Annotated in this window: 17 protein-coding genes and 2 pseudogenes; 9 read left to right on the forward strand and 10 right to left on the reverse strand. The window is 73.4% G+C overall.

Annotated features, from left to right (window positions below; genetic code table 11):
* Positions 1-2: 2 nt before the first annotated feature.
* From E1182_RS13225 to E1182_RS13240, 4 genes are all read right to left on the reverse strand, one after another.
* Positions 3-869, reverse strand: a complete 867-nt coding sequence (locus tag E1182_RS13225; RefSeq protein ID WP_132264626.1) for an aminoglycoside phosphotransferase family protein — start codon at positions 867-869, stop codon at positions 3-5.
* A 32-nt stretch (positions 870-901) separates the two neighbouring features.
* A complete protein-coding gene (locus tag E1182_RS13230; protein ID WP_132264628.1) occupies positions 902-2,323 on the reverse strand; it encodes a WGR domain-containing protein in 1,422 nt (473 codons plus the stop codon).
* Between the two features lie 248 nt (positions 2,324-2,571).
* The gene (locus E1182_RS13235) at positions 2,572-3,951 is read right to left on the reverse strand and encodes an FAD-dependent oxidoreductase (protein ID WP_132264631.1); all 1,380 of its coding nucleotides are present in this window, start codon (positions 3,949-3,951) and stop codon (positions 2,572-2,574) included.
* 24 nt (positions 3,952-3,975) lie between these two features.
* On the reverse strand, positions 3,976-5,109 hold the full coding sequence (locus E1182_RS13240; protein ID WP_132264633.1) for a glutamate--cysteine ligase: 1,134 nt from the start codon (positions 5,107-5,109) through the stop codon (positions 3,976-3,978).
* A gap of 156 nt (positions 5,110-5,265) precedes the next feature.
* Between E1182_RS13240 and E1182_RS13245 the strand changes: the two genes are divergently transcribed.
* Both E1182_RS13245 and E1182_RS13250 read left to right on the forward strand, forming a co-directional pair.
* Positions 5,266-5,580, forward strand: a complete 315-nt coding sequence (locus tag E1182_RS13245) for a DUF6412 domain-containing protein (protein ID WP_371687544.1) — start codon at positions 5,266-5,268, stop codon at positions 5,578-5,580.
* Positions 5,581-5,658: 78 nt separating this feature from the next.
* Complete coding sequence (locus tag E1182_RS13250) at positions 5,659-6,399, forward strand: YidC/Oxa1 family membrane protein insertase (protein ID WP_132264636.1); 741 nt, start codon at positions 5,659-5,661, stop codon at positions 6,397-6,399.
* 39 nt (positions 6,400-6,438) lie between these two features.
* Here E1182_RS13250 and E1182_RS13255 read toward each other — a convergent pair whose 3' ends face one another.
* Positions 6,439-7,110: a DedA family protein gene (locus tag E1182_RS13255; RefSeq protein WP_132264639.1), complete on the reverse strand. Its 672-nt coding sequence runs from the start codon at positions 7,108-7,110 to the stop codon at positions 6,439-6,441.
* 143 nt (positions 7,111-7,253) lie between these two features.
* On the opposite strand from E1182_RS13255, the gene E1182_RS13260 reads away from it, so the two are divergent.
* Together E1182_RS13260 and fabG are read left to right on the forward strand one after the other, a co-directional pair.
* On the forward strand, positions 7,254-8,903 hold the full coding sequence (locus tag E1182_RS13260; RefSeq protein ID WP_132264641.1) for an alpha-amylase family protein: 1,650 nt from the start codon (positions 7,254-7,256) through the stop codon (positions 8,901-8,903).
* A gap of 77 nt (positions 8,904-8,980) precedes the next feature.
* Complete coding sequence (fabG, locus tag E1182_RS13265) at positions 8,981-9,739, forward strand: 3-oxoacyl-ACP reductase FabG (RefSeq protein ID WP_132264643.1); 759 nt, start codon at positions 8,981-8,983, stop codon at positions 9,737-9,739.
* On the opposite strand, the pseudogene E1182_RS13270 reads toward fabG, so the two are convergent.
* A pseudogene (locus E1182_RS13270) lies at positions 9,712-10,189 on the reverse strand (hypothetical protein). The gene fabG and the pseudogene E1182_RS13270 sit on opposite strands and share 28 nt — an antisense overlap.
* The gene (locus tag E1182_RS13275) at positions 10,182-10,577 is read right to left on the reverse strand and encodes a hypothetical protein (RefSeq protein WP_132264649.1); all 396 of its coding nucleotides are present in this window, start codon (positions 10,575-10,577) and stop codon (positions 10,182-10,184) included. Before E1182_RS13275 ends, E1182_RS13270 begins: the two are co-directional and overlap by 8 nt.
* Before the next feature lie 175 nt (positions 10,578-10,752).
* Between E1182_RS13275 and E1182_RS13280 the strand changes: the two genes are divergently transcribed.
* Complete coding sequence (locus E1182_RS13280) at positions 10,753-11,652, forward strand: Gfo/Idh/MocA family protein (RefSeq protein WP_207921386.1); 900 nt, start codon at positions 10,753-10,755, stop codon at positions 11,650-11,652.
* 371 nt (positions 11,653-12,023) lie between these two features.
* Positions 12,024-12,809: pseudogene (erm, locus tag E1182_RS13285) on the forward strand (ErmE/ErmH/ErmO/ErmR family 23S rRNA (adenine(2058)-N(6))-methyltransferase); the annotation flags it as partial.
* Between the two features lie 85 nt (positions 12,810-12,894).
* Here erm and E1182_RS13290 read toward each other — a convergent pair.
* Positions 12,895-13,086 (reverse strand): DUF2795 domain-containing protein, encoded by a 192-nt coding sequence (locus tag E1182_RS13290; protein WP_132264653.1) that lies wholly within the window; start codon positions 13,084-13,086, stop codon positions 12,895-12,897.
* 104 nt (positions 13,087-13,190) lie between these two features.
* Here E1182_RS13290 and E1182_RS13295 point away from each other — a divergent pair, with 104 nt between their 5' ends.
* Complete coding sequence (locus tag E1182_RS13295) at positions 13,191-14,447, forward strand: erythromycin esterase family protein (RefSeq protein ID WP_132264656.1); 1,257 nt, start codon at positions 13,191-13,193, stop codon at positions 14,445-14,447.
* Positions 14,448-14,521: 74 nt separating this feature from the next.
* Here E1182_RS13295 and E1182_RS13300 read toward each other — a convergent pair whose 3' ends face one another.
* Together E1182_RS13300 and E1182_RS13305 are read right to left on the reverse strand one after the other, a co-directional pair.
* On the reverse strand, positions 14,522-16,687 hold the full coding sequence (locus tag E1182_RS13300; protein WP_132264658.1) for an MMPL family transporter: 2,166 nt from the start codon (positions 16,685-16,687) through the stop codon (positions 14,522-14,524).
* A gap of 13 nt (positions 16,688-16,700) precedes the next feature.
* The gene (locus E1182_RS13305) at positions 16,701-17,261 is read right to left on the reverse strand and encodes a TetR/AcrR family transcriptional regulator (RefSeq protein ID WP_132264660.1); all 561 of its coding nucleotides are present in this window, start codon (positions 17,259-17,261) and stop codon (positions 16,701-16,703) included.
* A gap of 191 nt (positions 17,262-17,452) precedes the next feature.
* Between E1182_RS13305 and E1182_RS13310 the strand changes: the two genes are divergently transcribed.
* A complete protein-coding gene (locus E1182_RS13310; protein WP_132264663.1) occupies positions 17,453-18,208 on the forward strand; it encodes an isocitrate lyase/phosphoenolpyruvate mutase family protein in 756 nt (251 codons plus the stop codon).
* A 48-nt stretch (positions 18,209-18,256) separates the two neighbouring features.
* Positions 18,257-19,216: a non-homologous end-joining DNA ligase gene (ligD, locus tag E1182_RS13315; RefSeq protein ID WP_132264665.1), complete on the forward strand. Its 960-nt coding sequence runs from the start codon at positions 18,257-18,259 to the stop codon at positions 19,214-19,216.
* The last annotated feature ends 9 nt before the right edge of the window (positions 19,217-19,225 follow it).

The following is a 19,225-nucleotide window of genomic DNA, read 5'->3' on the forward strand; positions in this document are numbered from 1 at the left end:
GGTCAGGCGGCGGCGGTCAGCCAGCGGGCCACCTCCATCTGGTCCGGCCACACCGTCGTGCCGTCGATGGCCCAGAGCAGGGAGTGGCCGAGGGTCCAGCCGAGCACCCGCTCGCGGTCAAGTCCCAGCGCGCCGGTGATCCGATCGAGCCGGCGGCACACCGCATCGGGTGAGTGCCCCAGCTCCGCCCCGCGCACGATCGCCACGACCGAGAACTCCCGCTCGCCGGCCAGCGGCTTCGGGTCGATCGCCAGCCACGGCTCCCGGTCGGCCCGGAGCACGTTGCCGGCGTGCAGATCCTGGCTGAGAAGCACCGGTTCGCCCGGGTCGGCGACGAGTTCGGTGAGCCGCCCGACCGCCTCGTCGAGCAGCCGCCGCTCGTACGGGCGGCCGGCCCGCTCCCACCTCGCCGGCAGCCCGGCGATCCACCCGGCGGCCTCCTCGGCGAGCAGCGGAAAGGGCGCACCGGCCGGACGCCACAGCCTGGGCAGCAGATCGGCCACCACGTCCAGCGCCGCGTCGGGCGGCAGGTCGTGTAGGGGCGTACCAGGCAGGCAGCGTTCCACCAGCAGCGCCCGGCGCGCCGGGTCGTGGTCCAGCAGGTGTACCGCCCCGTGGCCGTCCCAGGCGACCAGCGCGTCGGCCTCGTGGGCGCTCTCCGCGTCCGGGTACTGGAGCTTCAGCACCGCCGGGGTGCCGTCGGGCAGCTCAGCGGGCATCGCCAACGAGGCGAAGGCGTACGGGAAGGGCGGCCCGAGCCGCAGCGACCAGCGCCGGGCGCACGCCTCGCGCAGCTCGGGCAACGCCGCCAGCCACTCCCGCCCGGCCGGCTCGGCGCGTACCCACGACAACCCCTCGGGGATCTCCACCGGTTCATCGTGGAGCACGCAACCGGACGGGCTCAACGCAGCCGGCGGATGTCCCCGTACGCCCGGTAGAAGCCGCCCCGGCCCGCCTCGCGTACCCCGGTGACCAGGTAGCGCACCCCCGGCTCCCGGATGCCCTTCGGGAACTGCACCGTCCAGTCCCGGTGGTAGCCCTCGGAGAGGACGTGGATGCGCAGCCGGCCGCGCTCCTCGACACATTCCACCACCACCCCGCCCCGGTCGTCGCTGGTCACCTCCACGGTGGACCAGGCGGCCGGTTCGGGAAGCCGGGTGGGCGCCTTGACGTCCACCACCTCCGGCACGCTGCCCGCCTCGGCGGCCCGGATCGCCGGCTCGCTGGCGTCGATGCAGGCCAGGTGGCCGCTGGTGGTGACGACGTAGAGCCGTTCCCGGTGGTACTGCATGGAGTACGCGGAGCCGCAGCCGGTGCCGAGCTTCCACAGCCGGTTGCCGGCCGCGTCGAAGCAGTAGATCGAGGAGGCGCTGTCACCGGCGAAGACGTACCGGCCGCCCTCGGCGGTGGCGCAGGAGAAGACGGCGGCGTCGCAGCGGTACGTCTGCTGGGCCCGCCCGTCCTTGCCCAACCGCACCACCTCGCGGGTGCCGGTGCCGGCGAAGACGGCATCGGACTCCTGCCAGCCGAACAGCACCGCCCCGGTGCGGGTGTGCCACAGCTCCCGCCCGGTACGCCAGTCCCAACCGGTCACCCCCGCCGAGTGGCCGTGGTAGAGGGCGTCGCGGTCGCAGCGGACCATCCAGGCGGAGCGACCGCGTCCCGGCCGCCGCCACAGGAACTCGTCCTCGTGGTCGATCGCGGCGATGCCGCCCTCGCGGTCGGACACGCCCAGCACGCCGTCGTGGATGTCCAGCCAGTAGATGTCGATGTCGGGGGTGACCGCGTACGCCACCCGGGGCACCTTGCCGGACAGGTCGTAGACGTTGCCGTCGTCGCAGCCCGCGTAGATCCAGTGGTCGTCGGCGACGATGCACTTCACCCCGTCGGGAAGCCGGACCTGGTTGAGCATCCGCGCGTCGTGGTCGAGGGTGGTGATGACGCCGCGCTCGTTGCCGACCATGCACGTGCGCTCGTCGACGAAGACGCCGAACGCGGGCGCGCCGGAGTCGTACCGCCAGAGCACCGGGGCCGTCCGGGCGGTGGAGCGGGTGCTGACGATCTGCCGGCGGGACACCGGCCGCTTCTGCCGGGCGCCGCGCACCGCCGGGGCGTACCCCTTGCGGATCTTCTCGCCGATCTTCTTCGCGGCGGCGGCCCGGGCCCGGGCATTGTCCGGGTAGCTGGTGGTCTTCACCTGGCCCTGGTCGCCGATCCGGCCGTAGCGCACGGTCAGTGCGGTGTTCTCCACCACGACCTCGTAGAACTTGTGTGCTCCACCGTCCACTTCGGACAGTTCGAGGTAGGTCGTCTCCTGCGACATCGATGCCTCCGAGGGGGAAGGTCCGCAACCGCTGACAGCGCGTAAACGCTAACCGCCACCACCGACAACGAGCCGCCGTACGAGGACAGGGCCGTACCGAAAGGGGCATCCCCGGTACGGCCCTGTCGCGTCCCCCTTGGTGGGTGCGCCGCTGCAACTGCTGGTGGTTGCCGGTGCCGCAGGTCCACTGGATCAGGCGGGCGCCGTTGGTGGTGGCGGCGTCCGACGAACCACCCGATGGCGGCCGGTCAGCGACCCGACCCGGCGAGGGCGTCCACGGCCTTGCGGGCGGCGATCAGCACCGGATCCCACACCGGCGCGTACGGCGGGGCGTAGCCGAGGTCGAGCGAGGTCATCTCGTCCACCGTCATGCCGTTCCAGAGCGCCACGGCCAGCACGTCGATCCGTTTGGCCGCCTCACAGCGGCCGACGATCTGCGCGCCGAGCAGCCGACCGGTGGGACGCTCGGCGATCAGCTTGATCGTCATCGGCTCGGCGCCCGGGTGGTAACCGGCCCGGTTCGTGGACTCGGCGATCACCGAGACGAACTCGAAGCCGGAGGCGGCGGCGTCCCGCTCGCGCAGGCCCGTGCGCCCCACCTGCACCTCACAGACCTTCGTCACCGCCGTGCCGACCACACCGGGAAAGGTGGCGTACCCGCCGCCGATGTTGATCCCGACGACCCGGCCCTGCTTGTTGGCGTGCGTGCCGAGCGGGACGTGCACCGGCATTCCGCTGACCCGGTGTAGCGTCTCCACGCAGTCGCCGGCCGCCCAGACGTCCGGCACCCCGGGCACCCGCATCCGCCGGTCCACCCGGATCCCGCCGGAGGGGCCCAGCGGCAGGCCGGCGGCCCCGGCGAGCGCGGTGTTCGGGCGTACCCCGAGACCCAGCACCACGACGTCGGCCGGCACCGGCCCCGCGGCGGTGACCACCGCGGCCACCCGGCCGTCGCGTTCCTCGATCCCGGTGACCTCGACCCCGGTCCGGACGTCGATGCCGACCGTGCGCATCGCGTCGGCAACCAGGGCGCCCATGTCCGGGTCCACCGTCGACATCGGCTGCTCGCCCTGCTCCAGCAACGTGACGGCGAGACCGCGCTGGATCAGCGCCTCGGCCAACTCCACCCCGATGTAGCCGCCGCCGACGACCACCGCCCGCTCCGGGCGAGGCTCGGCGTCCAGCCACTCGCGCAGCGCCGCGCCGTCGTCGAGGGTCTGCATGCCGAACACCCCGGCGACCGTGTCGTCGGCCCAGTCCGGTCGCACCGGAACCGCGCCGGTGGCGTACACCAGGGTGTCGAACCGTTCGTGGAACTGCCCCCCGCCGTCCACGTCCCGGACCAGGACCTCGCGGCGGCTCAGGTCGATGCCGGTGACCTCGGTCCGCAGCCGCACGTCGATGTCGAAGTCGTCGCGGAAGGTCGCCGGGTCGCGGGCGATCAGCTGGTCACGGTCCTTGACGACGCCGCTGATCCAGTACGGGATGCCGCAGGCCGAGTACGACGTGAAATGCCCCCGCTCGAAGGCGACGATCTCCAGGTCGTCGCGGCCCCGGCGGCGGCGGGCCTGTGAGGCCGCCGCCATCCCGGCAGCGTCCCCGCCGATCACGATCAGCCGTTGCGCCACGGCGCTAAGTCTCCCACGAAAGGGTCAGCCCCGGGTCTGTCGCGCGACGTCGGCCACCACGTCCTCCAGCCGGCCGGTACGCGCGTACACGGCCCGCTGCCGGGCGGCACCGGTGCCGTGCCGGCGCAGCCCGCCGAGCAGGTCGGTCACCTCGGCGAGGTCGCCGTGCTCGGCCAACGCCGGACGGACCCGGTCGACCAGCCGGTCCACCAGCTCCCAGGCGGGGCGCAGCTCACCGGTGGTGAGGTCCACCCCGTCACCCTCCAGCCCGTCGTGGGCGGCCCGCCAGTGTGCGGCGACCAGCAGGTGGTGTTCGGTGTTGATCGCCGGCCGACCCTCGGCGATGTCGGCCATGACAGTCGCCACCAGGGCTCGGACCAGGGCGGCGACCAGCACCGCGTCGTCCACCGAGGGGCAGACGTCGCCGATGCGCAGCTCCACCGTCGGGTACTTGGCCGACAGTCGGGCGTACCAGTAGAGCATTCCCTCGTCGAGCATCACGCCGCTGGCGATGAGCTGCCGGATCAGCCGGCGGTAGTGCTCGTGGGAGGCCAGGTAGGGCGTCGGCGCCACCGACGGCCAGCGCTCCCACTCCACCGAGCGCCAGCTCGCGTACCCGGTGTCCACCCCGGCGGAGAACGGCGAGTTGGTGGTGACCGCCTGCAGCACCGGCAGCCAGGGCCGGACGTGGTTGAGCACCTGCACCCCGGTGTCCGGGTCGGGCACCCCGACATGCACGTGCATACCGTTGTTGCCGGGACCGGGCACCAGCAGCCGGAACCGTTCGATCATCCGGTCGAAGCGGGGCTTGTCGACCACCGGCGGAACCGGACCCGGCACCGGGCCGGTGCCGATGGCGAGCAGCCGTACGCCGGCCCGCTCGGCGGCGGCGGCCAGCTCGGCGCGGAGCATCCCGAGGGAGTGCCGGATGGAGTGCAGCTCCAGTCCGGGCGGGGTGCCGATCTCGATCTGGCTGGTCTGGAACTCACGTTCCACCTGGCCACGCAGTTCCGGTGGCACCTGCTCCATGACCAGGTCGACGGCGGGCACGGCGGCCCCGGTGTGCGGGTCGACGAGCAGGAACTCCTCCTCCACCCCGACGGTCAGCAGGTCGGTGCCCTGTGGGCTCGTCGTCGCCTCCGCCACCTGGCTGGTCATCGCCACCACCGTCCGTTCCGAGCCGGCCGCGGGAAGTCCGGACCGGTTGGGCTCTGGTTACCCAGGGTGGTCAGGGCCGGAAACTCGACCCCGGCGCGTCGGGCCGCGTGTCGGGCGTCGGGGCCGGTACTGGACGGTCGGTCCTAGGCTGATGTCGTGCCGGGTCTGCTGGTGGCGGTGACAGGTCTGTGGGCGTACACGCTCGCCGAACTGACGCTGCTCGCCAACCGGCCGGCCGAGCTGGTGGCCGGCGCGGCGGTGGTGGCCGCACTGCTGCTCACGGCGCGGCTGGCGACGTGTCCGCGGCTGCCCGGCGGGCTGGCCCGCGGGGTGCGCCGTGCGACGGTGCTGCGGGAACGGGCCCGGCGGCGGCGGGTGCCGCGCCAGGTCGACCCGGACGCGGCGGGTCGTCCACGTCCCCGGGCACCGGGGCGGGCCCTCGCGGTCGGGTGGGGTCCGGCGGCAGCCTGATCCGCGTCCCGCCCGACCGATTCCGTCGTCATCCGTCCCCACCGAGGGACGCCCGGAATCGCCACCGAGGGGTCAACCATGCTCGCCTTCTCACCCGTGCACGACGCGGTGGGCGCCGCCGGCGTCGCCGTCACCTGGCTCGCCGAACTGCTCGCGCCGCTCGCCGGTGGGGCGGCCACGGCCGCCGCCATCGTTCTGTTCACCGTCGCCGTCCGGCTGCTGATCTCGCCGCTCACCCTGGCCCAGGTCCGCGGGGAGCGGCGCCGCGCGGCACTCGCCCCCGAGGTCCGGGCGCTCCGGCAGCGGTACGCCGAAGACCCGGCCACCCTCCAACGGGAGGTGTTCGCGCTCTACCGGCGGGCGGGTGCCTCCCCGGTGGCGGGCTGCCTGCCGGCGCTGTTGCAGGCACCGTTCCTCCTGGTCATGTACCGGCTCTTCGCGTTGGGCAACGGCCACGCGGGGCTGCTCGACGAACGGCTGGCGGGTGTGCCGTTGGGTTGGCACCTGACCGACGGGCTCGCCGGCGCGGCGCTGCCGGTCTTCGGCGCGCTGCTGGTGGCGCTGACCGGGCTGGCCTGGTCGTTGTCCCGGCGGACGCGGCGCACGCTGGCCGCCGCCGCGACGGTGGCCGGTACGCCGATCGAGGGTCCGGGCGCGGCGGTGGCCGGCCGGCTGGCCCCGCTGTTGCCGTACGGGACGGTGTTGGTGGCACTGGTGGTGCCGCTGGCGGCGGTGCTCTACCTGGTGACCACGACGGCATGGACGGTGGCCGAGCAGATGGTGCTGCGCCGACCGCGGCGGGTACCCGTCGAGACGTGACGGACAGGGCCGGGCCGTCGCCTCCGGGAGGCGGCCCGGTCAGCGGCCGGGGGCCACCGACTCCCGCTCCCGCCTGGCCCGCCGCCGGCGCACCTTCTTGGCCGTCCAACTCGCGACCATGAAGGCGAAGACCGCGAAGATGGCGTAGTTGAACCAGCTGCTGTACCGGTCCACGTCCGACCAGCGGGTGCCCAGCGCGTAGCCCGCGCCGACGATCAACGTGTTCCACACCCCGCTGCCCAGCGTGGTGAGCAGCACGAACTCGCCCAACGGCATCCGGTTCGCGCCGGCCGGGACCGACACCAGGCTGCGTACCACCGGCACCAGCCGGCCGATCAGCACCGCCCACCGGCCGTACCGCTCGAACCAGCGGTCGGCTTTCTCCAGGTCGTCCAGGTCGACCAGGGGTAGCCGGTCCAACCAGCGCTTGAGCCGGTCCTCGCCGAGGACGGCACCGATCCAGTAGAGCGCCAGCGCGCCGCCCAGCGAGCCGACCGTCGCCGCCAGCACGATCAGCAGCAGGGAGAACCGGCCCTCGCTGGACAGGTAGCCGGCCATGGCCAACACGATCTCGCTGGGGATTGGCGGGATGATGCTCTCCAGGGCCACCAGGAAGGCCACCCCGACCGCACCGAGCGAGTCGATGACGCCGGCCACCCACCCGGTCAGCCCGCTGAACTGGTTCGGGTCGACGTCCTGGGCGAGAGCCATGCGTGTCCTTTCCGAAGAGAACTGCCGGGATCGAACAGCAGTACCCGCCGGGCGGCCGGTCACACCCGCCGATGCGCGGGCCACCTCCACCGCGACCCGTCCTCGGGTTTGCCGGCCGGGCGGATCGGAGACATTAGGCCGGCATGGGTGACAGGTGGTATTCCGAGGCCGTCGTCTACTGCCTCGACATCGACACGTACGCGGACTCCGACGGCGATGGCGTCGGCGACATCCGGGGCCTGATCGGGCGGCTCGACTACCTGGCCCGGCTCGGGGTGACCTGCCTGTGGCTGCACCCGATCCACCCGTCACCGAACAAGGACGACGGTTACGACGTCACCGACTTCTACAACGTCGACCCGCGCTTCGGCAGCCTCGGTGACTTCGCCGAGTTGCTGCACCAGGCACGCAACCGGGGCATCCGGGTGATCATCGATCTGGTGGTCAACCACACCTCGGACGAACACCCGTGGTTCCTGTCCGCCCGCTCCTCGCCCGACTCGCCGTACCGGGACTGGTACATCTGGTCGGAGCACGAGCCGGCCGACCGGCACCAGGGCATGGTCTTCCCGGGCGAGCAGCACGAGACCTGGAGCTACGACCGGACCGCCAAGGCCTGGTACTACCACCGGTTCTACCGCTACCAGCCGGACCTGAACATGGCGAACCCGGAGGTCCGCGAGGAGGTCAAGAAGATCGTCTCGTTCTGGCTCCAGCTCGGCGTCGCCGGTTTCCGGATGGACGCGGTGCCGTTCATCATCGAGCTGACCGAACCGGGTAACCCGAACTCGCCCAAGGACTTCGAGTTCCTCACCGAGCTGCGCCAGCACGTGCAGTGGCGGCGCGGCGACTCGATCCTGCTCGCCGAGGCCAACGTGGAGCCCGACCAACTGCCCGCCTTCTTCGGTGACCAGGCCGGTTCGGGCAACCGCATCCACATGCTCTTCGACTTCATGCTCAACGGGCGGCTCATGCTCGCCCTGGCCCGGCGGGATCCCGAGCCGGTGATCGAGGCGTTGCGGGACACCCCGAAGCTGCCGACCGGTGGGCAGTGGGCCACCTTCCTGCGCAACCACGACGAGATCGACCTCTCCCGGCTCACCGCCGAGCAACGCCACGAGGTGTACGCACAGTTCGGTCCGGACGAGAACATGCGGATCTACGACCGGGGCATCCGGCGTCGGCTCGCCCCGATGCTCGGCAACGACCGGCGGCGGATCGAGCTGGCGTACGCGCTCCAGTTCTCGCTGCGCGGCACGCCGGTGCTGCGGTACGGCGAGGAGATCGGCATGGGTGAGGACCTGTCGCTGCCGGGCCGGCGAGCGATCCGTACCCCGATGCAGTGGTCGTACCAGGAGAACGCCGGTTTCTCCACGGCCGAGCCGGAGAAGCTGGTCCGACCGGTGATCGACAAGGGGGAGTTCGGCTACCAGAAGGTCAACGTCACCGCCCAACGCCGCGACCCGAAGTCGCTGTTGGGCTGGTTCGAGCGGATGATCCGTACGCTGCGGGAGTCCCCGGAGATCGGTTCGGGTTCCACCACCCACATCGACGTGCCGATGCCGCGCGGGGTGCTGGCCCACCGGGCGGACGGACCCACCGGCACCATGGTCTTCCTGCACAACCTCGGCTCTGACGACGTGGAGGTGGACCTCGGGCTCCTCGCCCCCGAGGCGGACCTGCCGACAGACGTGCTCGCCGACCGCGGGTACGGCGAGGTGGGCAAGCTGGACAGCCTCAAGCTCGCCGGGTACGGCTACCGTTGGATCCGGCTCTGCCGCGGCGCGTTCTGATCCGTGACCGTGGATGTGGCGGCCGTGAACCTGGGTTAAGCTCCGTCGACCGAGCCACAAGTTACCCGGAGGTAATCATGTCGGGGGAGCCCCGCGTCGCCATCGTGACCGGAGCCGCGCGCGGCATCGGCGCGGCCACCGCCCGCCGGCTGGCCGACGACGGGATGGCCGTGGCCGTGGTCGACATCGAGGAGTCGGCCACCACGCAGACCGTCGACGCGATCACCGCCACGGGTGGCCGGGCCCTCGGCGTCGGCGCCGACGTCTCCGACCGGGCCCAGGTCCAGGCCGCAGTGCAGCGGGTCGCCGCCGAACTGGGCGCACCGACCGTCCTGGTCAACAACGCCGGCGTGCTCCGCGACAACCTGCTGTTCAAGATGACCGACGCCGACTGGGACACGGTGCTGGGCGTACACCTGCGGGGTGCCTTCCTGTTCAGCCAGGCCGCCCAGAAGCACATGGTCGAGCAACGGTGGGGCCGGATCGTCAACCTCTCCAGCACCTCGGCCCTGGGCAACCGGGGCCAGGCGAACTACTCGGCGGCCAAGGCCGGCCTCCAGGGTTTCACCAAGACCCTCGCCATCGAGTTGGGGCCGTTCGGCGTGACGGTCAACGCGGTCGCGCCCGGCTTCATCGTCACCGACATGACCGCCGCCACGGCCGCTCGGATGCAGGTCGACTTCGAGGCGCTGCAGCAGCACGCCGCCGCCGAGGCCGCGGTCCGCCGCACCGGCCGGCCGGAGGACGTCGCGCACACCATCTCGTTCCTGGTCAGCGAGGGGGCGTCCTTCGTCTCCGGCCAGGTGATCTACGTCGCCGGCGGTCCCCGGGACTGAGCCACCGGCCGGCGTACCCGCCGGAGGTCAGCGGGGGGCGTGGCGGGTTCGCCAGAGCCAGAGCAGACCGAGCACCGGCAGGACCAGCGGAACGTAGCCGTACCCGACGCCGAAGCCGGACCAGACCGTCTCGTCCGGGAAGAGGGCCGGGTCGACCAGGCTCAGCACGCCGACGCCCAGCACCCCGGCCAACTCCACCGAGCAGCAGGCGAGCGCTACCCGGCGGGCGGCGTGCCCGGCCCGGGCCAGGCCGACCGCCGCCACGATGTAGACCAGCGCGGCCAGCGCCGAGAGCAGGTACGCCACCGGCGCCTCGTCGAACCTGGTGGCGATCTGCAACCCGGCCCGCGACGTCGCGGCGATGGCGAACAGGAGGTAGACCGCGATCAGCAGCCGGCCGGGGCCGGAGTTGGTGGCCGGTCGCCGGGCCGGGGCGTCGGTGTCAGCCACCGGCGACCGCCCAGGTCTGCTGGAGCCGGACGACCACCACCGGGATGACCAGGCAGACCACACAGACGATCGCCGAGCCCCACCGGGTCGGCTCCATCCGGGCCAGCACCCAGGCCAACGGCGGCAGACAGACCAGCGTCACCAGGTAGCCGAAGAAGGCGGCCGGCTCGCCCGGCCGCGCACCGCCGCCGAGCCCGACCAGCGCCACCCCGGCCAGCGCGAGCAGCGCGCACGCCAGCACCGCGAGGCCGACGAACTGCGGACGGTCCGGCCGACGGTGGCGCACCGCCGCCACCAGGCTCCACAACGCGACTACGAGCGACAGCACGATCGTCGCGGTCGCGAGGAACCCGTCCACCGGCGAGCCGGTCGAGGCAGTGCTGGTCATCGGGGGCGTCCGGTCCCGGTCTCGGTCACCGGGACAGCCTACTGATCGTTGGGTGACCCGTCGCCGGCCCGGTCGCCGTCCCGCCGCGTCGGCTGCGGCGGGACGGGACGGCGACTAGCGTGTGGATCACGGGCTGCGGAACCGTCGCGGCCGACGACGACACCGGGGGGACCTCGTGCTGCGGTTCGGTTTGTTCGGCACTGGCCACTGGGCGGCGGAGACGCACGCGGCGGCGATCGACGCGCACCCGCGCGCCGCACTCGCCGGAGTCTGGGGACGCGACCCGCGCAAGGCCGCCGAACTGGCCGACCGGCACGGTGTGCCGGCGTACGACGACGTGGACGCCCTGCTGGACGCCGTCGACGCGGTGGCCGTCGCGCTCCCGCCGGACGTGCAGGCCGACATCGCCTTCCGCGCCGCGACCGCCGGCCGGCACCTGCTGCTGGACAAGCCGCTCGCCCTCGGCCTGGCCGACGCCGACCGGGTGGTGGCCGCCGCGCAGCAGTCCGGGGTCGCCTCGGTGGTCTTCTTCACCCAGCGGTTCCACCCCAACATCACCGGTTTCCTGGCCGCGACGGCGGCGGCCGGCGGCTGGCAACACGCCCGGGCGACCATGTTCGCCTCGATCTACCAGCCCGGCAGCCCGTACGGCGGCTCGCCGTGGCGGCGGGAGCACGGCGCGCTGTGGGACATCGGCCCACACGCGCTGTCGATCATCCTGCCGGTGCTCGGCCGGGTGACCCGGGTCGCCGCGATGGACGGGCCGCGCGGCCTGGTGCACCTGCTGCTCACCCACGACGGCGGTGCGACCAGCGCGCTCTCCCTCACCCTGGACGCGCCACCCGGGGCGATGACCCGGGACTTCGTCTTCTACGGGGAGAACGGCACCGAGATCGTCCCGCCCGGCGACGGCAGCGTGCTGACCGCCTTCGGCACGGCGATCGACCAGCTCCTCGAGGAGATCGACGCGGGCACCCGCGACCACCGCTGCGACGTGCGGTTCGGTCGGGAGGTGGTGGAGATCCTGGTCGCCGCCGAGGCCGCCCGCCGCGCGGGCCGCACCATGGAACTCTGAGCCGCAGGCAGGGCCGGTAAATTCCGTCGCCCCGGCGCGGGCCGGCGATTAGCCTGGCCGGCATGTGCACCTACGCCCTGATCGACGTGGCCGCCGCGCCGGCCACGCGGGGCCTCCTGCTGGTTGCCCGTCCACGCGTCCGGCGCCCGGCCCTGGCCGGCCGGTACGCCCACCGCGCCTGACCTGACGCGCGCCACCGCCGTCCCGCCGGTTCGCCGTGCGGGTCGGCCGGTGCGGCGCGCCCACACCGCCGCGTGCGCGTACTCCGCGCCGATCTCCAGGGCCGTCCGAGTCCCGACCCGCTCGGACCGGCCCCGCTCTGCCGTGGCCTGTCCGTACCGTCGCCGACCGGCGACAGACAGGACGATCCCGTGGCGCCCCGCCGACCCCGCACCACCGATCGCGACCGGTACCGTCGCGTGCTGTCCCAGAACTTCCTCGCCGACGCGGCCGCCCTCGCGCGCCTGGTCCGGGCGTCCCGACCCGACCCCGACGACCTGCTGCTGGAGGTGGGAGCCGGACGCGGCCAGCTGACCCGCCCGCTGGCCGCCCGGTGCCGGCGACTGATCGCGTACGAGGTGGACCCGGCGCTCGCGTCGGAACTGGCCGCCCTCAGCGCGGCGCTGCCCCGGGTCACCCACCGGCAGCAGGACTTCCTCGCCGCCACCCCACCCGACGAACCCTTCTCGGTGGTCGGCAACATTCCCTGGTCGCTGACGGCGGCGGTGGTCCGCTGGTGCCTGGCCGCGCCCCGGCTGCGCGCCGCGACGCTGCTCACCCAACTGGAGTACGCCCGCAAACGCAGCGGCGACCATGGGCGGTGGAGCCGGCTGACGGTGCTCACCTGGCCCGAGCACCACTGGCGGCTCGCCGGCCGGGTGCCGCGCACCGCGTTCCGGCCGGTGCCGTCGGTGGACGGCGGCATCCTGCGCATCGAACGCCGGCCCGAGCCGCTGCTACCGGCGGCGGCGCTGCCGGCGTACCGGCGGATGGTCGAGCGGGGATTCGGCGGGGTCGGCGGTTCCCTGGCGGCCTCGCTGCGCACGGCGTACCCCCGGGTGGACGGGGCGATGCGGGCCGCCCGGCTCGACCCGGCCACGCCGGTCGGCCTGGTCTGGCCGGAACAGTGGCTGGTCCTGTTCCGGCTGCTGCACGCCGTCGACCCGGGCGCCGGTGCCGGCCGTCCTGCCGGCCCGGACATCACCGGGCGGGGCCGCCGGTCCGGTGCCGCGGCGGCACCGGTCAGGACAGGGTGGCGAGGGCGTCGTCCAGCTCCGCCGGGTCGGTGAACCGGTCGGCGGGCAGGGCCATCAGCAGTTGGAGCAGTTCGGTGCTGGCGCCGTTCTCCTGGGCCCGGCGGACCAGATCGGCCCGGGAGACCGGGAAGTCGAGCCCGGCCAGGTGCTCCCGCAACTGCGCCCCGGTGACGGTCATGGGTGCCGGCTACCCGTTCGGCGGCCCGAGACACCGCCCGATTCCCGCCAGTTGGGCCGGCGGGCCGGCGCGTTTGCCCGTCGGTCCGCCGGGTAGCCGCACGCATGCTGGTTCAGCGGCTCGGCGCGCCGAGCGACCTCGATCCGTTGCTGGCGCGTGTGCGGGACGCCCGGGTGGTGCTGATCGGGGAGGCCACCCACGGCAGCTCCGAGTACTACCGCCTCCGCGAGCAGCTCACCCGACGGCTCATCGCCGAACAGGGTTTCTCGTTCGTCGCGGTGGAGGGGGACTGGCCCGACTGCGACCGGGTGAACCGGTCGGTGACCGCCGCTCCCGGCGGCGCCACCGACCCGCGGCACGCCCTGGAACAGTTCGCGCGCTGGCCCACCTGGATGTGGGCGAACGCCGAGGTGGACCGCTTCTGCCGCTGGCTGCGCACCTGGAACCTGCAACGCCCGACGGGGGAGCGGGCCGGGTTCCACGGCCTGGACGTCTACAGCCTCTGGGAGTCCGTGCGGGCCATCTTCGACTACCTCGGCGAGGAGGATCCGCGCTCGCTGGCGGCGGCCCAGGACGCGTACCGGTGTTTCGAGCCGTACGGCAGGCGCGTCGAGGAGTACGGCGCGGCCAGCCGGTTCGTCTCCGCCCGCTGCGAGGAGGAGGTGGTGCGCCTGTTGGCGCGTACCCGGGAACACGCCGCAGCGGACGGCCCAGACGCCTTCGCGGCCTGGCAGAACGCGGAGGTGGTGGCCGGCGCGGAGCGCTACTACCGGGCCATGGTGCAGGGCGGCCCGGAGTCCTGGAACGTCCGGGACATCCACATGACCGACACGCTGGACCGGCTGCTGGACCACTACGGCCCGGACTCCCGGGGCATCGTGTGGGCGCACAACACCCATGTCGGTGACGCCCGGGCCACCGACATGGCCGCCGACGGCATGATCAACATCGGCCAGCTCGCCCGGGAACGGCTGGGCCGGGACCGGGTCGCGTTGGTCGGCTTCGGCAGCTACCGGGGGACGGTGATCGCGGCGCCGCGCTGGGGTTCCGCGGCGGAGTCGATGGTGGTGCCGCCGGCCCGGGAGGGCTCGCTGGAACGACGGCTGCACGAGCTGATGCCGGAGCGGGCGGTGCTCGTCTTCGGCGGCCCGGACCAACCGGAGTGGGCCACCGGCACCCTCGACCACCGGGCGATCGGCGTGGTCTACGACCCGAGCTACGAGTCCTGGGGCAACTACGTGCCGACCCGGCTGGCCGACCGGTACGACGCCTTCGTCTGGTGCGACGAGAGCAGCGCCCTGCACCCGTTGCCCGCCCGCGCCGCGTCGGACGAGATGCAGACCTACCCGGCCGGCGTCTGAGGCGCCGAAGCCCTCCGCCGGTGGCGGCGGAGGGCTTCGGCGCGGTGGCGGCAGGGACTTCGCCGCGGTGACCGTCAGACGGCGGAGGACTGCCGCTCCAGGTGGGCGCGCAGGCCCTCACCCTCGACGTCGACGTTCGGCAGGATCCTGTCCAGCCAGCGCGGGAGCCACCAGGCGGCGGTGTCGAGCAGCGACATCACCGCCGGGACGATGGTCATCCGGACCACGAACGCGTCGATGGCGACGCCGATCGCCAACGCGAAGCCCATCGACTTGATCACCGCGTCGTCGAGGAAGACGAAGCCGCCGAAGACCGAGATCATGATCAGGGCGGCGGCGGTGACCACCCGGGCACCGTGGCCCATCCCGTTGATGGTGGCCTGCCGGGCGGTGTCACCGTGCACGAAGTCCTCCCGCATCCGGGAGACCAGGAAGACCTGGTAGTCCATGGCCAGGCCGAACAGGATGCCGATCAGCAGGATCGGCAGGAAACTGACCAGCGGGCCCGGGACGTCCAGGCCGAGCAGGCCGGCCAGGTTGCCCTGCTGGAACACCCAGACGGTGATGCCGAAGGTGGCGGCGACGGTGAACAGGAAGCCCACCGCCGCCTTGACCGGCACCAGGATCGAGCGGAACACCAGCATCAGCAGCAGGATCGACAGGCCGACCACCAGCAGCAGGTAGACCGGCAGCGCGTCGGTGAGCTTCTCGGACACGTCGATGCCGATCGCGGTGGCGCCGGTCAGTAACACCTGCGCGCCGCCGATCGAGCCGACCCTGGCCCTGATGTCGTGGACCAACGTCTCGGTGGCCGCATCGGTCGGCCCGGTCTTCGGGATCACGCCGAGCAGCGCGGTACGCCCCGACGGGTCGACCTGCGGCGGGGCCACGGCCAGCACGTTCCCCGTACCCTGGATCAGCGCGGTGACCTGGCCGACGGCGGCCTGGGTGGTCTGCGGCGAGTCGGCGGTGACGACAACCGCGAGCCGGCCGGTGAAGCCGGGGCCGAAGCCCGCCCGGATCAGGTCGTTGTTGAGCCGGGCCGCGCTGCCCTGCGGCGCGGCGGCGGCGTCGGGCAGCGCGAGCCGCATGTCCTGCGCGGGCAGCGCGAGCAGCCCGAGGCCGAGCACGCCGGCCAGGATGACCGGGACGCGCAGCCTCATCACCCCGTGTGCCCAGCGGAACCCGAATCCGGTGCGGTCCTCGGCCGTCGGGGTGGCGTGGCGCTCGCGCAGCCGGCGGGGAAGCACCCGACGGCCGGCGAAACCGAGCAGCGCCGGGGCGAGGGTGATGGCCACCAGCACCGCCACGGTGACCGTCCCGGCGGCGGCCAGACCCATCACGGTGAGGAACGGGATGCCGACCACGGCCAGGCCGGCCAGCGCGATGACCACGGTGGCGCCGGCGAAGACCACGGCGGAGCCGGCGGTGCCCACGGCCCGGCCGACCGCCTCCTCCGGCGGCAACCCGTCGAGCAGGTTCTGCCGGTGCCGGGAGGTGATGAACAGCGAGTAGTCGATGCCGACGGCGAGGCCGAGCATCAGGGCGAGGATCGGCGCGGTGCTGGTCAACTCGGCGGCGCCGCTGAGCGCGTACAGGCCGGCCATGCCGACGCCGACGCCGATCAGCGCGTTCAGCATGGTCATCCCGGCGGCGACCAGCGAGCCGAAGGTGATGACCAGGACGATCGCGGCGACCAGCACGCCCAGTGCCTCGGTGGAGCCGACCTCGGGCTCGGTGTTGAGCACCTCACCGCCGGGCGCAACCTGCCAGCCCTGCGCCTCGGCCGGCGCGCCGATCTTCTCGTACGCGTCGCGCTGGGCGTCGGTGATGTCGTCGACGCCCTCGGCGAACTGCACCTGGACCAGGGCGTACCGGCCGTCGGGGGAGAGCGCCCGGACCTGGAACGGGTCGACGGCACCGACCACGCCGGGCAGGGCGGACGCCTCCTGGACGATCTGCTTGACCACGCCCTGCCCCTCGGGCGTGCCGAGTTGGCCGGCGGCGGGTGCCTGCACCGCGATGGTGCCGGTGGCGCCGCTGGCCGCCGGGAACCGCTCGGCGAGCAGGTCGAGCGCCTGCTGCGACTCGGTGCCGGGCATGGTGAAGTTGCTCGCCATCGGGCCTTTCAGCGTCGCCGCGGCGAGGCCGAGGCCGACGAGTACGACGAGCCAGACGGCGGCGACGAGTCGCCGGCGGCGCAGTGAGGCCCGGCCGAGCCGGTACAGCAGGGTTGCCATCAGGTTCCTGTTCTCAATCGTTGTCAACGGGGTCGAGGGGGGCCAGCGCCCGGCGGGCGACGGCCAGCAGGGCGGGGCGCAGTTCGTCTTCGGGAACGTCGGCGAACTCGGCACACGCCTCGGAGATCCCGGCGAGCAGCACCAGCGCCGTGATCCGGTCCGCCAGCCGGCCGGTGTGGCCGGTGAGCGCGGCGATGAGCCGTTCGGACATCGCCTGGACGTGGGCGAAGGTCGGCTGGGCCAGCAGTTCGGGGAACTCCCCGCGGAGCAGGGCGATCTCCCGGCGGAAGCGCACCGCGAGGTCGATGAAGCCCTCCGCGCCGATCCGTCGTGCCTCGGCGCCGCCCAGCGGGGCGAGCCGTTCGTCCAGCTCACGCAGTACCGCCAGGGGCTGGGTCAGCAGTTCGGCGAGCAGGGCGTCCTTGCCGGCGAAGTGGTAGAGCACGGTGGCCTTGGAGCAGCCGACCTCGCGGGCGATGTCCTGCAGGGAGGTGCCCCGGTAGCCGGTCACCGCGAACCGCCGGGCGGCGGCGGCCAGGATCTCGTCATGCGTCTGTGGCGTGTGGCGTGCCATGGCTCCAGCATGCCTGACCGATCGGTCAGCGCCTGACCGATCGGTCAACAAGGTGGCGTTCGTCACACTGCCCCTAACCGGCGCCGTTTGGCCGGGTGGGCGTGGTCTCACCATTGAGTCACCGCCGAAGGCGGTCCACCGGAGCGGAATTGGCCGTTCGGGTCGGCAGCCGCCGGGCCGAGAATCCATGGATGCCGCCGAGTCCCGCCGCCGCCCTGCGCGCCCTGCACCGACCGGGTGACCCACTGCTCCTGCCGAACGCCTGGGACGCCGCATCCGCCCGGGCCGTCGCCGCCGCCGGCTTTCCCGCCGTCGCCACCAGCAGCGCCGCCGTGGCCGAGACGCTCGGCCACGGCGACGGCGAGGCCACACCGGTGGGGGAGATGCTCGCCGCCGTGGCCCGGATGGTCTCGGCCGTCGCTGTCCCGGTCACCGCCGACCTGGAACGGGGGTACGGGCTGCGGCCGACCGAGCTGGTCGACCGGCTGCAGGCCACCGGGGCGGCCGGCCTCAACCTGGAGGACTCCGACCCGCGCACCGGGGCACTGCACGACGTCACGGAACAGGCCGACCTGCTCGCGGCCGTCCGCGCGGCGGCCGGACCGGAGCTGGTGCTCAACGCCCGCATCGACGTCTTCCTGCGCGGCGCCGGGCCGGAAGACGGGTTCGACGAGGCGGTACTCCGGGCCCGCCGCTACCTCGCGGCCGGCGCCGACTGCGTCTACCCGATTTTCCTGACCGACCCGACGGTGCTCGGCCGGTTCGTCGCGGCGGTCGGCGGCCCGGTGAACGCGCTGCTGCGACCCGGCGCGCCGCCGGTGGCCGAGCTGGCCCGGCTCGGCGTGGCCCGGATCAGCCTCGGGGCCGGCGTGTACGCCGCCACCCGGGCCCGGGCCGGCGCGATGCTGACCGCCCTGCGCGACGGCACCGACCCGTTCGCCAGCTGATCGCCGCGTCGGCTTGCGGCGGGCGGGTACGCCGGCCAGGGTGGGCGGATGGGTGGCACCGAGGAGACCCGGGACGGGGTCGGACTGACAAACCTGGACCAGCCGCTGCTGGCCGGTGGTGACGTCACGAAACGGGAACTCGTCGACTACCTCGACGCGGTCCACGAGCGGATCCTGCCCGGCCTGGCCGACCGGCCCCTGTCGGTGGTCCGGCTGCTGCGCGGCCAGGACCCGTTCATGCAGAAGAACCTGCCGAAGTACACCCCGCCATGGGTACGCCGCACCGACCTCTGGGCGGAGGCGTCCCACCGGCAGGTGACATACGCCCTCTGCGACGACCGGCGCACCCTGCTCTGGTTCGCCAACCAGCGGGCCGTCGAGTACCACCCCACCCTGGCCACCGTCACCCGGCCCGAGCGTCCGACCCACCTGGTGCTCGACCTCGACCCGCCGGAGGGCGAGGCGTTCCGGTTGGTCGTCGGGGCCGCCGAGCTGGTCCGGCAGGCGTTGGCCGACGCGGGTCTGGCCGGGGCGGTGAAGACCAGCGGGTCCAAGGGCCTGCACGTCTTCGTTCCACTGGCGGAGGAGACCACCGCCGAGGAGGCGGCCGCCGCCACCCGTGCCCTGGCGGTGCACGCCGAGCGGCTCGATCCGGCGCTGGCCACCACCGCCTTCATCCGCGAGGACCGGGGCGGTCGGGTCTTCGTCGACGCGACCCGCGCCCACGGCGCGACCGTGGTCGCCGCGTACAGCCCTCGGGTGCGACCCGGCCTGCCGGTCTCCTTCCCGGTGGCCTGGGCCGACCTGGACGCGGTTACCCCGGCCGATTTCACCGTGCGGACCGCCCCCGGGCTGCTCGCCGACGGTGACCCGTGGGCGGCGGCGATGCCGGCGCCGCAGCGGCTCCCCGCCGACCTGGTCGCCGAGGGGCGGACCATCCCGGTGGCCCGGGTCCAGGCCATGCACGAGGGGAAGCGCCGGGCCCGGGCCCGGCGGGCCGCCGGCTGACCCGGGGTA

It is taken from the genome of Micromonospora sp. KC721 (genome assembly GCF_004348355.1).
Taxonomy (GTDB): Bacteria; Actinomycetota; Actinomycetes; order Mycobacteriales; family Micromonosporaceae; genus Micromonospora.

Bases quoted from the DNA above. Each gene is read 5' to 3' on its own strand.
- E1182_RS13230 (WP_132264628.1), bottom strand. From the start codon at position 2,323: ATGTCGCAGGAGACGACCTACCTCGAACTGTCCGAAGTGGACGGTGGA.
- E1182_RS13240 (WP_132264633.1), bottom strand. From the start codon at position 5,109: ATGACCAGCCAGGTGGCGGAGGCGACGACGAGCCCACAGGGCACCGAC.
- E1182_RS13250 (WP_132264636.1), top strand. From the start codon at position 5,659: ATGCTCGCCTTCTCACCCGTGCACGACGCGGTGGGCGCCGCCGGCGTC.
- E1182_RS13255 (WP_132264639.1), bottom strand. From the start codon at position 7,110: ATGGCTCTCGCCCAGGACGTCGACCCGAACCAGTTCAGCGGGCTGACC.
- E1182_RS13260 (WP_132264641.1), top strand. From the start codon at position 7,254: ATGGGTGACAGGTGGTATTCCGAGGCCGTCGTCTACTGCCTCGACATC.
- fabG (WP_132264643.1), top strand. From the start codon at position 8,981: ATGTCGGGGGAGCCCCGCGTCGCCATCGTGACCGGAGCCGCGCGCGGC.
- E1182_RS13275 (WP_132264649.1), bottom strand. From the start codon at position 10,577: ATGACCAGCACTGCCTCGACCGGCTCGCCGGTGGACGGGTTCCTCGCG.
- E1182_RS13290 (WP_132264653.1), bottom strand. From the start codon at position 13,086: ATGACCGTCACCGGGGCGCAGTTGCGGGAGCACCTGGCCGGGCTCGAC.
- E1182_RS13295 (WP_132264656.1), top strand. From the start codon at position 13,191: ATGCTGGTTCAGCGGCTCGGCGCGCCGAGCGACCTCGATCCGTTGCTG.
- E1182_RS13300 (WP_132264658.1), bottom strand. From the start codon at position 16,687: ATGGCAACCCTGCTGTACCGGCTCGGCCGGGCCTCACTGCGCCGCCGG.
- E1182_RS13305 (WP_132264660.1), bottom strand. From the start codon at position 17,261: ATGGCACGCCACACGCCACAGACGCATGACGAGATCCTGGCCGCCGCC.
- E1182_RS13310 (WP_132264663.1), top strand. From the start codon at position 17,453: ATGCCGCCGAGTCCCGCCGCCGCCCTGCGCGCCCTGCACCGACCGGGT.
- ligD (WP_132264665.1), top strand. From the start codon at position 18,257: ATGGGTGGCACCGAGGAGACCCGGGACGGGGTCGGACTGACAAACCTG.